This is a genomic window from Cupriavidus sp. 01T418 (assembly GCF_056398885.1).
Genome location: NZ_JBFTQG010000007.1, coordinates 178296 through 193720, shown reverse-complemented (window position 1 = coordinate 193720; position 15425 = coordinate 178296). Strand labels below are relative to the sequence as shown.

The 15425-nt window shown below is 64.9% G+C and carries 12 protein-coding genes; 9 read left to right on the top strand and 3 right to left on the bottom strand.

The annotated features are described in order from the left end of the window. Nucleotides 1–13: 13 nt before the first annotated feature. From AC1DQ3_RS10925 to AC1DQ3_RS10905, 5 genes are all read left to right on the top strand, one after another. Nucleotides 14–1801, top strand: a complete 1788-nt coding sequence (locus AC1DQ3_RS10925; protein ID WP_477120201.1) for an acyl-CoA dehydrogenase C-terminal domain-containing protein — start codon at nt 14–16, stop codon at nt 1799–1801. A gap of 101 nt (nt 1802–1902) precedes the next feature. Continuing rightward, entirely contained in the window at nt 1903–4329 is a 2427-nt protein-coding gene (locus AC1DQ3_RS10920; protein WP_477120200.1) for a 3-hydroxyacyl-CoA dehydrogenase/enoyl-CoA hydratase family protein, read from the top strand. A gap of 18 nt (nt 4330–4347) precedes the next feature. Beyond that, nucleotides 4348–5547 (top strand): acetyl-CoA C-acyltransferase, encoded by a 1200-nt coding sequence (locus AC1DQ3_RS10915; RefSeq protein ID WP_477120271.1) that lies wholly within the window; start codon nt 4348–4350, stop codon nt 5545–5547. Nucleotides 5548–5782: 235 nt separating this feature from the next. Further along, nucleotides 5783–6739: a DegV family protein gene (locus AC1DQ3_RS10910; protein WP_477120199.1), complete on the top strand. Its 957-nt coding sequence runs from the start codon at nt 5783–5785 to the stop codon at nt 6737–6739. A gap of 66 nt (nt 6740–6805) precedes the next feature. After that, complete coding sequence (locus AC1DQ3_RS10905; RefSeq protein WP_477120198.1) at nt 6806–7582, top strand: enoyl-CoA hydratase; 777 nt, start codon at nt 6806–6808, stop codon at nt 7580–7582. Nucleotides 7583–7743: 161 nt separating this feature from the next. Here the strand turns inward: AC1DQ3_RS10905 and AC1DQ3_RS10900 are convergent, their stop codons facing one another. Beyond that, nucleotides 7744–8163, bottom strand: a complete 420-nt coding sequence (locus AC1DQ3_RS10900; protein WP_477120197.1) for an acyl-CoA thioesterase — start codon at nt 8161–8163, stop codon at nt 7744–7746. 200 nt (nt 8164–8363) lie between these two features. Between AC1DQ3_RS10900 and AC1DQ3_RS10895 the strand changes: the two genes are divergently transcribed. Beyond that, a complete protein-coding gene (locus tag AC1DQ3_RS10895; RefSeq protein ID WP_477120196.1) occupies nt 8364–10259 on the top strand; it encodes an ABCB family ABC transporter ATP-binding protein/permease in 1896 nt (631 codons plus the stop codon). A gap of 139 nt (nt 10260–10398) precedes the next feature. On the opposite strand, the gene AC1DQ3_RS10890 is transcribed toward AC1DQ3_RS10895, so the two are convergent. Next, nucleotides 10399–10857 (bottom strand): Lrp/AsnC family transcriptional regulator, encoded by a 459-nt coding sequence (locus AC1DQ3_RS10890; RefSeq protein ID WP_477120195.1) that lies wholly within the window; start codon nt 10855–10857, stop codon nt 10399–10401. A 57-nt stretch (nt 10858–10914) separates the two neighbouring features. Then, on the bottom strand, nt 10915–11511 hold the full coding sequence (locus tag AC1DQ3_RS10885) for a cysteine dioxygenase family protein (protein WP_477120194.1): 597 nt from the start codon (nt 11509–11511) through the stop codon (nt 10915–10917). 174 nt (nt 11512–11685) lie between these two features. Between AC1DQ3_RS10885 and AC1DQ3_RS10880 the strand changes: the two genes are divergently transcribed. The 3 genes from AC1DQ3_RS10880 to AC1DQ3_RS10870 all read left to right on the top strand — a co-directional run bounded on the left by AC1DQ3_RS10880 (nt 11686) and on the right by AC1DQ3_RS10870 (nt 15423). Continuing rightward, a complete protein-coding gene (locus AC1DQ3_RS10880; RefSeq protein WP_477120193.1) occupies nt 11686–12657 on the top strand; it encodes a LysR family transcriptional regulator in 972 nt (323 codons plus the stop codon). A 141-nt stretch (nt 12658–12798) separates the two neighbouring features. Further along, nucleotides 12799–14130 carry a Glu/Leu/Phe/Val family dehydrogenase gene (locus AC1DQ3_RS10875; protein ID WP_477120192.1) on the top strand — a complete coding sequence of 444 codons (1332 nt, stop codon included), beginning with the start codon at nt 12799–12801 and terminating at the stop codon, nt 14128–14130. A gap of 393 nt (nt 14131–14523) precedes the next feature. After that, nucleotides 14524–15423 carry a glutamate/aspartate ABC transporter substrate-binding protein gene (locus tag AC1DQ3_RS10870; protein ID WP_477120191.1) on the top strand — a complete coding sequence of 300 codons (900 nt, stop codon included), beginning with the start codon at nt 14524–14526 and terminating at the stop codon, nt 15421–15423. Nucleotides 15424–15425 lie beyond the last annotated feature (2 nt).

Below are 15425 nucleotides of genomic sequence, written 5' to 3'. Positions count from 1 at the left end.
CAAGGAGTCTTTGATGGGCCAGTACACCGCACCGTTGCGCGACATGCAGTTCGTGCTCCATGAATTGCTCGGCGTGGAAGCCGAACTCAAGGCGCTGCCGAAGCACGCCGACATCGACGCGGACACCATCAACCAGGTGCTCGAGGAAGCCGGCAAGTTCTGCTCCGAGGTGGTATTCCCGCTCAACCAGAGCGGCGACCGCGAAGGCTGCACCTACGTCGGCGACGGCGTGGTGACCGCGCCCAAGGGCTTCAAGGAAGCCTACCAGCAGTATGTGCAAGCCGGCTGGCCGGCACTGGGCTGCGACCCGGAATTCGGCGGCCAGGGCCTGCCCATCCTGGTCAACAACGCCTTGTACGAGATGCTGAACTCGGCCAACCAGGCGTGGACCATGTACCCCGGCCTGTCGCACGGCGCGTACGAAGCACTGCACGCGCACGGCACGCCCGAGCTGCAGAAGCTGTACCTGCCCAAGCTGGTGTCCGGCGAATGGACCGGCACCATGTGCCTCACCGAGCCGCATTGCGGCACCGACCTGGGCATCCTGCGCAGCAAGGCCGAGCCGCAGGGCGACGGCTCCTACAGCATCAGCGGCACCAAGATCTTTATCTCGGCCGGCGAGCACGATCTGTCCGCCAACATCATTCACCTGGTACTGGCGCGCCTGCCGGACGCGCCACAGGGCACCAAGGGCATCTCGCTGTTCGTGGTGCCGAAGTTCGTCCCCGATGCCAACGGCAACCCGGGCCAGCGCAACGGCATCAAGTGCGGCTCGATCGAGCACAAGATGGGCATCCACGGCAACGCCACCTGCGTGATGAACCTGGACGGCGCGCGCGGCTGGATGGTGGGCGAGCCCAACAAGGGCCTGAACGCCATGTTCGTGATGATGAACGCCGCCCGCCTGGGCGTGGGCATGCAGGGCCTGGGCCTGACCGAAGTGGCCTACCAGAACTCCCTGGCCTACGCCAAGGACCGCCTGCAGATGCGCGCGCTGACCGGCCCGAAGGCACCGGACAAGCCGGCTGACCCGATCATCGTGCACCCGGACGTGCGCCGCATGCTGCTGACGCAGAAGGCTTTCGCCGAAGGCGGCCGCGCGTTCAGCTACTGGACCGCGCTGCAGATCGACCGTGAGCTGTCGCATCCGGACGAAGCCGTGCGCAAGGAAGCGGGCGACCTAGTCGCGCTGCTGACGCCGGTGATCAAGGCCTTCCTGACCGACAACGCGTTCACTGCCACCAACGAAGGCATGCAGGTGTTCGGCGGCCACGGCTACATCGCCGAGTGGGGCATGGAGCAGTACGTGCGCGACGCGCGCATCAACATGATCTACGAAGGCACCAACACCATCCAGGCGCTGGACCTGCTGGGCCGCAAGATCCTGGGCGACATGGGCGCCAAGATGAAGGCCTTCGGCAAGATCGTGCAGGCGTTCGTCGAGGAAGAGGGCACCAACGAAGCCATGCAGGAGTTCGTCAATCCGTTGGCCGACCTGGGCGACAAGGTGCAGAAGCTCACCATGGAAATCGGCATGAAGGCCATGGCCAACCCCGACGAAGTCGGCGCTGCCGCGGTGCCTTACCTGCGCGTGGTGGGCCACCTGGTGTTCTCGTACTTCTGGGCCCGCATGGCCAGGATCGCGCTGGAGAAGGAAGCCGGCGGCGACAAGTTCTACACCACCAAGCTGGCTACCGCGCGCTTCTATTTTGCCAGGCTGCTGCCGGAGACCGCATCGCAGATCCGCATGGCGCGTGCCGGTTCGGCGACATTGATGGCGCTGGACGCGGATCTGTTCTGACGCAGCGGTTCTGACTTCATACGGTTGTCTTCGCGCTGGCGCCGTGCGCCGGCGCGCAGCCAACCCACCTCATCTCAACGCTCATTTTCCTGGGAGCGCGCATGTCCAATTTCATCGTCAAGAAGGTCGCGGTACTGGGCGCCGGCGTCATGGGCGCGCAGATCGCGGCCCACCTCGTCAATGCCCGCGTGCCTGTGGTCCTGTTCGACCTCCCCGCCAAGGAAGGCCCCAAGAACGGCATCTCGCTGGGTGCCATCGAGAACCTGAAGAAGCTCTCGCCGGCGCCGCTTAGCATCAAGGACGAAGCCGGCCTGATCCAGGCCGCCAACTACGAAGACGACCTCGCGCTGCTCAGGGAGTGCGACGTGGTGATCGAGGCAATTGCCGAGCGCATGGACTKGAAGCACGACCTGTACAAGAAGGTCGCGCCGCACCTGGCTTCGCACACCATCTTCGCCACCAACACCTCGGGCCTGTCGATCACCGCGCTATCGGATGGCTTCGATGCGGATCTGAAGTCGCGCTTCTGCGGCGTGCACTTCTTCAACCCGCCGCGCTACATGCACCTGGTGGAACTGATCCCGACCGCCACCACGCAGCCAGCGATCCTGGACCGGCTGGAAACCTTCCTGACCTCCACGCTCGGCAAGGGCGTGGTGCGGGCCAGGGATACGCCCAACTTCATCGCCAACCGTGTTGGCATCTTCTCGATCCTGGCGGTGTTCGCCGAGGCCGGGAAGTACGGCATCCCCTTTGACGTGGTCGATGACCTGACCGGCTCCAAGCTGGGCCGCGCCAAATCCGCCACCTTCCGCACCGCCGACGTGGTGGGCCTGGACACCATGGCCCATGTGATCAAGACCATGCAGGACACGCTGCAGGACGATCCGTTCGCGCCGGTGTACAAGACGCCCGCGGTGCTCAAGGGCCTGGTGGACGCAGGTGCGCTCGGCCAGAAGACCGGCGCCGGCTTTTACAGAAAGGAAGGCAAGGCGATCAAGGTGCTGGACCCGAAGACGGGCCAGTACGTCGAATCCGGCAAGAAGGCCGACGAGATCGTGGTGCGCATGCTGAAGAAGGAGCCGGCCGAACGCATCAAGCTGCTGCGCGAATCCAGCAACCCGCAGGCGCAGTTCCTGTGGGCGGTGTTCCGCGACGTATTCCATTACATCGGCGTCTACCTCGAGCAGATCGCCGGCTCGGCAGCCGACATTGACCTGGCGATCCGCTGGGGCTTCGGCTGGAATTCCGGTCCCTTCGAGGACTGGCAATCCGCAGGCTGGAAGCAGGTGGCCGAGTGGGTGAAGGAAGACATCGATGCAGGCAAGGCGTTGTCAAACGCAGCGCTGCCGGCGTGGGTGTTCGAAGGCCCGGTTGCAACGAACCAGGGCGTACATGGCGAGCAGGGTTCGTGGTCGCCGGCCGCGCAGGCGTTCGTGCAGCGCAACGCGCTGCCGGTGTACGAGCGCCAGGTGTTCCGCGCCGCGGTCAAGGGCACGGCGGCTGCCGACCCGCGCAAGGCCGGCCGCACCGTGGAAGAAAACGATGCCGTGCGCATCTGGGTGGGCGAAGGCCAGGACGATGTGCTGGTGGTCTCGTTCAAGAGCAAGATGAACACCATCGGGCCGGACGTGATCGACGGCCTGACGCGAGCCATCGACCTGGCGCAAGCCGGGTACAAGGGCCTGGTGGTATGGCAGCCCACCTCGCTGCGACTGGGCGCGCCGGGCGGTCCGTTCTCCGCGGGCGCCAACCTGGAAGCCGCGATGCCGGCCTTCATGATGGGCGGCGCCAAGGGCATCGAGCCCTTCGTCAAGAAGTTCCAGGACGGCATGATGCGCGTTAAGTACTCAGCCGTGCCGGTGGTGTCGGCGGCGTCCGGCATTGCGCTGGGCGGCGGCTGCGAACTCATGCTSCATTCGGCCARGCGYGTGGCCGCGCTGGAAACCTATATCGGCCTGGTGGAAGTGGGCGTGGGCCTGGTGCCGGCGGGCGGCGGCCTGAAGGAAGCCGCGCTGGCAGCAGCACGCGCGGCACAAGCCGCGGGCAGCACCAACTACCTGCAGTTCCTCACCAACCGCTTCCAGGCCGCGGCCATGGCCAAGGTCTCGGCTTCGGCGCTGGACGCGCAGAAGATGGGTTACCTGCAACCGTCGGACATCATCGTGTTCAACGTGCATGAGTTGCTTTATGTCGCCCGGAATGAAGTGCGCGCGCTGGCCAACGCCGGCTACCGCGCGCCGGTGCCGGGCACGCTGGTGCCGGTGGCGGGCCGTTCGGGCATTGCCACCATCAAGGCTTCGCTGGCCAATCTGCGCGACGGCGGCTTTATCTCCGCGCACGACTTCCTGATCGCCAGCCGCATTGCCGAGGTAGTGTGCGGCGGCGACGTGGAAGCCGGCTCGCTGGTCAGCGAGGAGTGGCTGCTGGCGCTGGAGCGCCAGGCCTTTGTCGACCTGCTCGGCACGGGCAAGACCCAGGAACGCATCATGGGCATGCTGCAGACCGGCAAGCCGGTGCGCAACTAAGGCAGGCGAGGAACCGACATCATGAAACAACTGCAAGACGCATACATCGTTGCCGCGACCCGCACGCCGATCGGCAAGGCCCCCAAGGGCGCGTACAAGAACACCCGTCCGGACGACCTGCTGGCCACCATCCTGCGTGCGGCCGTGGCGCAGGTGCCGAATCTCGATCCGAGGCTGATCGAAGACGCCATCGTGGGCTGCGCGATTCCCGAAGCCCAGCAAGGCTTGAACGTGGCACGTATCGGCGCGCTGCTGTCGGGCCTGCCGAACACCGTGGGCGGCATCACCGTCAACCGCTTCTGCGCCTCCGGCGTGTCGGCGGTGGCGATGGCGGCCGACCGCATCCGCGTGGGCGAGTCCGACGTGATGATCGCCGCCGGCGTGGAATCGATGAGCATGGTGCCGATGATGGGCAACTCGCCGTCGATGTCGCCGTCGATCTTCGAGCGCGACGAGAACATTGGCATTGCCTACGGCATGGGCCTGACCGCGGAGAAGGTCGCGCAGCAATGGCAGGTCAGCCGTGAAGACCAGGACGCCTTCTCGCTGGCCTCGCACCAGAAGGCCATCCGCGCGCAGCAGGCCGGCGAGTTCAAGGACGAGATCACCCCGGTGGACATCGTCGAGAAGTTCCCCAACCTGGCCAGCGGCCAGGTCGACGTGAAGACGCGCACGATCTCGCTCGACGAAGGCCCGCGTCCGCAGACCTCCATCGAAGGCCTGGGCAAGCTGCGCCCGGTGTTCGCCAACAAGGGCAGCGTCACCGCCGGCAACAGCTCGCAGACCTCCGACGGCGCCGGCGCGCTGATCCTGGTTTCGGAAAAGATCCTCAAGCAGTTCAACCTGGTGCCGCTGGCGCGCTTCGTGTCGTTCGCGGTGCGCGGCGTGCCGCCCGAGATCATGGGCATCGGCCCCAAGGAGGCGATTCCCGCGGCGCTGAAGGCAGCCGGCCTGACGCAGGACCAGATCGACTGGATCGAACTCAACGAAGCCTTCGCCGCGCAGTCGCTGGCGGTGATGCGCGACCTGCAGCTGGACCCGGCCAAGGTCAACCCGATGGGCGGCGCCATTGCCCTGGGCCACCCGCTGGGCGCCACCGGCGCGATCCGTTCGGCCACCGTGGTGCACGCGCTGCGCCGTAACAACCTGAAGTATGGCATGGTGACCATGTGCGTCGGTACGGGCATGGGCGCGGCAGGTATCTTCGAGCGCGTCTGAACGCGCCACAAAAAGCAAGCAACGTCACGACAGCGATACGGCTCGTTTGTCGACGTCTTGCTCCCCTCCTCCGCTGCGCTCGCTTGCGGGGAAGGGGCGGGGGAGAGGGCGGGCATCAGGAAAGCGCCGGCACCCTGACATCCCCCGACCCTCTATCAGGTGAAGAAAGCAGCGCCATGACAAGGAGACAGCTGCCGCCCCGACGCGGCCCACCTGACACGGAGGAGACAGCAACATGCAGGAGACAGTCATTCTGGCCGACGCCGCGTGCGATATGCCGCGCGCGCTGATGGCCGAACTCGGGATACACACGGTGCCGTTCCGCATCCGCGCGGGCGACCGCTTCGTGGCGGATGTGCGCGACGAGCCGGCGTTGCCGTCGCTATACGAGCAATACCTGGTCGGCAAGCAGGACCACTACGCCGAATCCATTCCGTTGCTCGAGCGCGAGATCGAAGACCATATGCTCAAGCATGTGGTGACTTCATGCGACCGCGCGCTGCTGCTCACCATCGCCAGCAGCCGCAGCAAGCTGTACGCGCATGCCAGCGGCGCGGTGGTCGGCACCGTGGCCAAGAGCTTCAAGCCGCGCAAGGACGCGGGCCGCACGGGACTGTTCGAACTGACGGTGATCGATACCGGCGCGATCGGTCCGGGCCAGGCGTTGATCGTGCGCGAGGCCGCCCGCATGCTCAATGGCGGCGCCGGCGCGCAGGCGGTGGTGGAGGCCGTCGAGACGCGTCTGCGCGACGCCGCGCACATGTTCCTGGTGCCCGACGAGTTGCTCTACATGTACACGCGCGCAAGGCACAAGGGTGAGAACAGCATCACCTGGGGCCGCTATATGCTCGGCAGCGCCTTCAATATCCGCCCCATCGTGCATATGCATCGCGGCCGGACCGAGCCGGCGGCCAAGGTACGCGGCGCGGACGAAGGCATGCGCCGGGTGATGGCGCACGCGGAGCAATGCATCCGCAGCGGGCGATTGCTGAGCCCGGCGGTGTCGCTGAGCTACGCGGGACCACCGGAGTTGATACAGGCCTTGCCGGCTTTCCAGTCGCTCGCGCGCACGGCGCGGCAGCATGACGTGGAACTGATGCTGGCGCCGATGAGCCTGACGGTGGCGCTCAACGTCGGAGCGAAGGCGTTCGGGATGAGCTACCTTTGCGAAGATCCGCCGCTGCTCGAATAGCCGGCTTATGTTCCCGTGCAGGGGAAGGCAGACAAGTCAACCAGGCAGTAAGGAGAAGACCATTTCATGAGCATCCTGACCACCCTCGAACAAGGCATCCTGACCATCGAGTTCGATCGTCTCGACAAGAAGAACGCCATCACCGCGGCGATGTACCAGGCCATGGCCGATACGCTGCGCGCCGCCGATAGCGACCCCGCCGTGCGCGTGATCGTGATCCGCGGCAAGCCGGAAGTGTTCACCGCGGGCAATGACCTTGAGGATTTCATGCAGCGCCCGCCCACTGCGGGCGAGGGCGATCACCCCCCGCCGGTGTTCCAGTTCCTGCAGCAGATCAGCCAGGCCAGCAAGCCGTTGGTGGCGGCGGTGAGCGGTCCGGCGGTCGGCGTGGGCACGACGATGCTGCTGCATTGCGACATGGTGTATGCCTCCGAGACAGCGAAGCTGTCGCTGCCGTTCGTGCAGTTGGGCCTGTGCCCCGAAGCGGCATCGAGCATGCTGTTGCCGCGCCTGCTGGGCCACCAGCGTGCTGCCGAGAAGCTGCTGCTGGGCGAGGCCTTCGGTGCGCAGGAAGCGCTGCAGATCGGCCTGGTCACGCGCGTGCTGCCGGTGGCGGAGTTGCACGAATTCGTGCTGCAACAGGCGCGCAAGCTGGCCGCGCTGCCGGCTTCGTCGCTGCGTGAGACCAAGCGGCTGATAAAGGGCAGCGACAAGGCTGCCGTGCAGGCGAAGATGGCGGAGGAGGGCGAAGTGTTCCGGCGCATGCTGCAGGCGCCGGAAGCCAGGGAAGCCTTCACGGCATTCTTCGAGAAGCGCCGCCCGGACTTCTCGCAGTTCAATTAATTAGTATCCTGAATCTGAAATTCGTTGAGAAAATAAGTGTGCCGAGAAGGCGTGCGAGCCTAGGAACGAAGCGCAGCAAGGCTGGAGCCTTGCGAGCATTTGTGACGACGGATCGCGCGTCTTCTCGGCACACTTATTCAACGAATTTGTGATTCAGGATACTAACAACGCGCGTCCTTTTCCTGCGGCAGCACGCGCGGTTGGCGCGAATCGTCCGTGGCGACATAGGTCAGGGTGGCTTCGGTCACCTTGACGATCTCGTGGCTGTGGCGCATGCGCTGCGCGTAGACCTCCACCGACACGGTGATCGAGGTACGGCCCGTCTTCTCGATATCGGCGTAGAAGCTCACCAGGTCGCCGACAAAGACCGGATGCTTGAACAGGAACGAGTTCACCGCCACGGTGGCCACGCGGCCCTGGGCGCGCTCCACCGCCGGGATCGAGCCGGCAATATCCACCTGGGCCATGATCCAGCCGCCGAAGACGTCGCCGTGCACATTGGCGTCCGCCGGCATGGGGACGACGCGCAAGGCGGGATTCTTGCCAGCGGGCAGGCAGGGGAGGACTTCGGCTTGATTCATGATCGCTTGATGCTGGATAGGGTTGGGGCGGGTAGCCAGGGCCGCGGCAGGGTGCCGGCGCGGCCAGGCGCTTGCCGGAGTGACCTTGCCGCCGCGCGGTCCGGGGCGTCGCGAAGGCTCCGTGACGAGGATAGGCGCTATGGCGCCGGCTAACAAAGCCGATCTCTGCCACAATCGCATATTCGAGCGAATTCTAACGTATGCGACGCTACTCCACGTCGGCCGAGCCGTCCCCCGCCCAGCCAAATTCCCTCTTCGGCAAGTCCAACGTTCCCCGCAGCGACTGGCAGACCGTGCGCAACCTGTTGCCCTATGTCTGGCACTACAAATGGCGCGTGATGCTGGCGCTGGTGTGCCTGGTGGCGGCCAAGGTGGCCAACCTGGGCGTGCCGGTGCTGATGAAGAAGCTGGTGGACAACATGAACGTGCCCGCCGGCAGCGCCACCGCGCTGCTGGTGGTGCCGGTCGGGCTGATCCTGGCCTATGGGGTCTTGCGGCTGTCGGGCACCTTGTTCACCGAGCTGCGCGAGATCCTGTTCTCCAAGGTCACGCAGAGCGCAGTGCGCGAGATCGCCTTGCAGGTGTTCCGCCACCTGCACGCGCTGTCGCTGCGCTTTCACCTGGAGCGGCAGACCGGCGGCATGAGCCGCGACATCGAGCGCGGCACGCGCGGTATCCAGTCGCTGATCTCGTACTCGCTCTACAGCATCCTGCCGACCCTGGTCGAGATGGGGCTGGTGATGGGCTTCTTCATCCTGCACTACGACATCTGGTTCGCCGCCATCACGGGCTGCGCGCTGGTGAGCTACATCATCTTCACCATCGTGGTGACCGAGTGGCGCACGCACTTCCGGCGCAAGATGAACGACCTGGATTCGCGCGCCAACCAGAAGGCGATCGACTCCCTGCTCAACTTCGAGACCGTCAAGTACTTCGGCAACGAAGAGTACGAGGCCGGCCGCTATGACGAGAACCTGCGCAAGTACCGCACCGCGGCGATCCGCTCGCAAAACTCGCTGTCGTTCCTGAACTTCGGCCAGCAGGCCATTATCGCCACCGGGCTGATCCTGATCCTGTGGCGTGCCACGGTGGGCGTGGCGGCCGGCAAGCTCACGCTGGGCGACCTGGTGCTGGTGAACACGCTGATGATCCAGCTGTACATTCCGCTGAACTTCCTCGGCGTGATCTACCGCGAGATCAAGCAGGCCACCACCGATATGGACCGCATGTTCGTGCTGCTGGGCACCAACCGCGAAGTCGCAGATGCGCCGGGCGCGGCTGCCTTGCGCGTGGGCGGCGCCGAGGTTCGCTTTGCCCATGTGGGCTTCGGCTACGAGAGCAACCGCGTGATCCTGGACGATGTGGACTTCACCATCGCCGCCGGCACCACCACCGCCGTGGTGGGCCACAGCGGCTCGGGCAAGTCCACGCTGGCGCGTCTGCTGTTCCGCTTCTACGACGTGAGCAGCGGCGGCATCGAGATCGACGGCCAGGATATCCGCTCGATCACGCAGGACAGCCTGCGCCGCGCCATCGGCATCGTGCCGCAGGACACCGTGCTGTTCAACGACAGCATCTACTACAACATCGCCTACGGCCGTCCCGACGCCAGCCGCGACGAGGTCATCGAGGCGGCGCGCGCGGCCCAGATCGACGCCTTCATCCGCGAGTTGCCGCAGGGCTACGACACGCCCGTGGGCGAGCGCGGCCTCAAGCTCTCGGGCGGCGAAAAGCAGCGCGTGGCGATCGCGCGCACGCTGCTGAAGAACCCGCCGATCCTGGTCTTCGACGAAGCCACCTCGGCGCTGGACTCGCGCACCGAACAGGCCATCCAGGCCGAGCTGATGCGGCTGGCGCAGAACCGCACCACGCTGCTGATCGCGCACCGGCTTTCCACCGTGGTGCATGCCGGCCAGATCCTGGTGATGGATCATGGCCGCATCGTCGAGCGCGGCACCCATGCCGACCTGATGCGGCTGGATGGCCGCTACGCCGAGATGTGGCGCATCCAGGCGCGCAGCGCGGCCGAGGGCGAGGCGCCGGTTGAAGATGCCTCGCTGGCCATCGAGGCAGGCGACGCCACGCAGGACGCCTGACCCGCGCTACCGGGTTCGATTGCACGGGCGCCCGGATAAATCGTTGGCAATTTTGCGCCGGCAATCGGCTCCGGCAGATCCGGTTGCGAAGATTTCAGCCAGCAATATTCCAGCCAACAATAGGTGATGTAATAGCCACCTACACGTAATGCAACGGCAACGCCGTCGTGTACTTGATCTGCTCCATCGCAAAGCTCGAACTCACGTCGGCCAGTTCGGCGCCCTGGATCAGCTTCTTGTACACGCCGTCATAGGCGGCGATATCCGGCACCACCACGCGCAGCAAGTAGTCGGTATCGCCCGCCATCCGGTAGAACTCCGTGACCTCGGGAATCGATGCGACAAGATCGTGGAAGGTCTTCAGCCACTTGACGCTATGCTGGCTGGTGCGAACCGAAACAAACACCGTCACCCCCACATTCAGCAGCACGGGATCCAGCAACGCCACGCGCTTGCGTATCACGCCGCTTTCCTCCAGCTTCTGCACACGCCGCCAGCATGGCGTGGACGTGAGCCCCACCCGCTCGCCCAGCTCGGCCACCGGCACGGTAGCGTCTTCCTGAAGTGCGGCAAGTATCTGGCGGTCGTAACGGTCCATGGCTGAATCCTGTAGCGCGCAGCGTGTTTCCAGTGGCTGGCCGCACGCCTCGCAAACTCAGGCCGCGTCTACCAGCAGGTTCACACCGCTGCGGATGTGTTCCTGGTCCACCCCGTAGATATGCAGCGACACTGCCACGTCGTCGCCGTCGTTGCCGAGCGCATGGATATGGCCCAACCCGGCCGGCACGCTGAAGGTATCTCCCGCCGTGCGCGTGATCTCGCCACACGGCCGCGCCTGCCGGTCCTGTGCGTCCCAGCGGTAGTGGCGCTCATGCAGCGTGCCGCGCAGCACCCGGTAGGCACACCAGGTCTGGTGCCCGTGCACCGGGCTGTGCTGGCCAGGCCGCCAGACGATCAGCATGGCGGAGTAGCGTGCCAGCGGATCGGCGTGCACCAGATGGCGCACATAGCCCTGGGCCGAGCCCTCGCGCAATGCTTCGGGCAGTAGCGCCAGCAGCCTGGCCGCATCCGGCAGGCCGGCCTCGATGCCTTGCGCCACCATGCGCGCGCTCGCGGCAAAGGCCGACGACATGCCGTCGGAGAACTGGGCGAAGAGGTCCGGCTGGCCATCGATCGCGTCGAGAGTGCCAAGGACGGTAGCGCGACGCGCATGGCTGGCTATATCGGCGGCGCTGGCTTGCTGGGTGGCCATGAGGGGCTCCTTGTTGGTCTGCGACCATCATAGCTTCCAGCCTCTAGCAAACGCGTGCGTTTTGTCGTGCAAATCTGACTCGAAGTGTAATCTGATTCCAATAAATAGCAAGATAGTGGAATTTCATTCCTGACGGTGGCGAAAACGCGGGAAGGCGGTGGATAATGCCGCCTCATGGAAATCAAGTGGCTTGAAGACTTCGTCAGCCTGGCAGAGACGCACAGCTTCTCGCGCTCCGCCGAGCAGCGTCATGTAACGCAGCCTGCGTTCTCGCGCCGGATCCAGTCGCTGGAGTCCTGGGTGGGCACGGAGCTGATCGACCGCTCCACCTATCCCACCAGCCTGACGCCGGCGGGCAAGGTGTTCTACGAGCAGGCGCTGGCCATGCTGGCCCAGGTCAGCGAAACCCGGGCGCTGATGCGCGGACAGCGCTCGGCCAATGCCCAGGTGCTGGAATTTGCCGTGCCGCATACGCTGTCGCTGACCTTCTTCCCGGAATGGCTCAAGGCGGTGGAGCGCGAGATCGGTACGCTGCCATGCCGCCTGCGCGCGCTCAACGTGCACGACGCGGTGCTGGCGCTGGTGGACGGAGGCTGCGACCTGGTGATGGTCTACCACCACGCCCGCCAGGCCATTCAGCTCGACCCGGCGCACTACGACATGCTGGTGCTCGGCACCGAGCGGCTGTCGCCCTACAGCGTGCCGGACGCCGCCGGCAAACCGCTGTACCGCCTGCCGGGAACCGACAAGAAGCCGGTGCCTTTCCTCAGCTACACGCCCAACGCCTTCCTTGGCCGCATGGTCGACATGCTGCTGTCGGAAACCACGGACGCGCTCAAGCTGGACAAATGCTACGAGACCGATATGGCGGAGGCGCTCAAGGTGATGGCGCTCGCCGGGCACGGCATGGCCTTCCTGCCGGAGAGCGCGGTGCGCGAGGAGCTGGCGCAGCACCGGCTGGTGCGGGCGGAGGCGGCACGCGGGGTGCCGCTGTCGATCGATATGGAAATCCGCCTTTACCGCGAGAAGCCGGGCGAAGCCATCAGCGAGCGGCGTAGCGCGCAGGTGCGCAGCAAACGCCAGCTGGTGGACCGCGTCTGGTCGTCGCTCGCGGCCCAGGGCCTGCCCGCGCAACCAGGCACCTGACGCCCCGCTTCTCCCGCGAAGGCAGGCACAACGCTGCCGACAAGGTTATGCAATCTGTGCATAACGGGATGATCAAACGGCATTGGCTTCGGCAGTGCCGCCTCCCCTAAGCTGGCGGCACCTTCACACCGGAACCAAACGATGTCTTCCGTAGCAGCGTTCAAGCCCGCCAGCCCGTCCCCCGCTTCGTCCCCCGCTTCGTCCCATATCCTGCCGTCCTACCTGAACCCCGAAGCGCTCGGGCCGTGGGGCATCTACCTGCAGCAGGTCGATCGCGTCACGCCCTACCTGGGTTCGCTGGCCCGCTGGGTCGAGACCCTGAAGCGCCCCAAGCGTGCGCTGGTGGTGGACGTGCCGATCGAGATGGACAACGGCACCATTGCCCACTTCGAAGGCTATCGCGTGCAGCACAACCTGTCGCGCGGCCCGGGCAAGGGCGGCGTGCGCTTCCACCAGGACGTGACCTTGTCCGAGGTGATGGCCCTGTCGGCCTGGATGTCGGTCAAGAACGCCGCGGTCAACGTGCCCTACGGCGGCGCCAAGGGCGGCATCCGTGTCGACCCGCGCTCCCTCTCGCGCTCGGAGCTGGAGCGCGTGACGCGCCGCTACACCAGCGAGATCAACATCATCATCGGGCCCAACAAGGACATCCCGGCGCCCGACGTCAACACCAACGAGCAGGTGATGGCGTGGATGATGGACACTTACTCCATGAATTCCGGCAGCACCTCCACCGGCGTGGTCACCGGCAAGCCGATCTCGCTGGGCGGCTCGCTGGGACGGCGCGAGGCAACCGGCCGCGGCGTCTTCGTGGTGGGCTCGGAAGCTGCCCGCAACCTGGGCCTGGAGATCAAGGGCGCGCGCGTGGTGGTGCAGGGCTTCGGCAATGTGGGCGCCGTGGCCGCCAAGCTGTTCCATGAGGCAGGCGCCAAGGTGGTGGCGGTGCAGGACCACCGCACCGCGCTGTACAACCCGGCTGGCCTGGACGTGCCCGCCATGATGGAATATGCCTCGCATAGCGGCACCATCGAAGGCTTCCAGGGCGAAACCATTTCCGCCGAGCAATTCTGGCAGGTGGATTGCGAAATCCTGATCCCGGCCGCGCTGGAAGGGCAGATCACCGCCCAGAACGCGCCCCACATCAAGGCACGCATGGTCATCGAAGGTGCGAACGGCCCGACCACGCCCGAGGCCGACGACATCCTGCGCGAGCGCAATATCCTGGTGGCGCCGGACGTCATCGCCAATGCCGGCGGCGTGACGGTTTCCTATTTCGAGTGGGTACAGGATTTTTCCAGCTTTTTCTGGACCGAAGAGGAAATCAACCAGCGCCTGGTACGAATCATGCAAGAGGCATTCCGTGCGATCTGGCAGGTCGCCCAGGACAATAAGGTTACCTTGCGCACGGCCGCGTTTATCGTGGCCTGCACGCGGATTCTGCAGGCGCGCGAAATGCGTGGCCTCTATCCCTGATGCCAGGCGCGGCTTGCGGACTTGGCATCGCCGAATAGCGATGCTGCAGTGCAGTAAGACGATTCAGCATTGGTAACGCGGCTGCCGGGTCTCCCGGCAGCCGCGTTGTCGTATGTGCTCGTCCTTTGTGCCGGAGAGTGCGAGAGAGTGCGCGAGAGTGCCGGAGGGGGTTCCGCGCCTGGCGCGGCATTGCGGAAGGGCGCCGCGGCACGGCGGAACCAGGGCCTTGCGGGAATGGATGGATGCCTTGGTTTATCCCGCAAACCATGCCTTGATTGGCGCTGTTAGGGGAAAAACCCGTTGTCTTGAGTGCTTGCGTGCGCAATACTATTTCGTCGGCGGGCTGTTTTTTGTTAGAGTCCCGCCTTTCTCTTCATGGTCAAGGAGATGTTTATGAATGTTGCCAAGTTGGCTTCCCTGATGATTGCTGCTGGCGTGCTGTGCGGAACCGCACAGGCGGCCGAGCAATTGACGGGCACGCTGCAGAAGATCAAAGACACCGGTGTGATTACGCTTGGCGTGCGCGAGTCGTCGATTCCGTTCAATTACAACCTCGGCGGCGTGCGCCAGGTCGGCTATTCCTACGACATCAACATCAAGATCGTGGAAGCCGTCAAGGATCAATTGAAGCTGCCTAACCTGCAGGTCAAGGAAATCCCGATTACCTCGCAGAACCGTATCACCCTGCTGCAGAACGGCACCATCGACATCGAGTGTGGTTCCACCACCAATAATCTCGAGCGCCAGAAGCAGGCATCGTTCACCACCAGCATCTTCATCATCGGCACCCGCATCATGGTGAAGAAGGATGGCGGCATCAAGGACTGGGCCGACCTGAAGGGCAAGAATGTGGTGACCACCGCCGGCACCACCTCGGAACGCCTGCTGCGCAAGATGAACGATGACCAGAAACTGGGCATGAACATCATCAGCACCAAGGACCATGGCCAGTCGTTCCTGACGCTGGAATCGGGCCGCGCCGTCGCCTTCATGATGGACGACGCGCTGCTGTACGGCGAGCGCGCCAAGGCCAAGAGCCCGGCCGACTGGATCGTGGTGGGCAAGCCGCAATCGCGCGAGTCTTATGGCTGCATGATCCGCAAGGACGATGCACCGTTCAAGAAGCTGGCCGACCATGTCATCACCGGCATGATGAAGGATGGCTCGATCAACACGCTGTACACCAAGTGGTTCCAGCAACCGGTTCCTCCCAAGGGCCTGAACCTGGACTTCCCGCTGTCGGAAGACATGAAGGCGCTGTTCAAGACGCCGAACGACAAGGCGCTTGACTGATA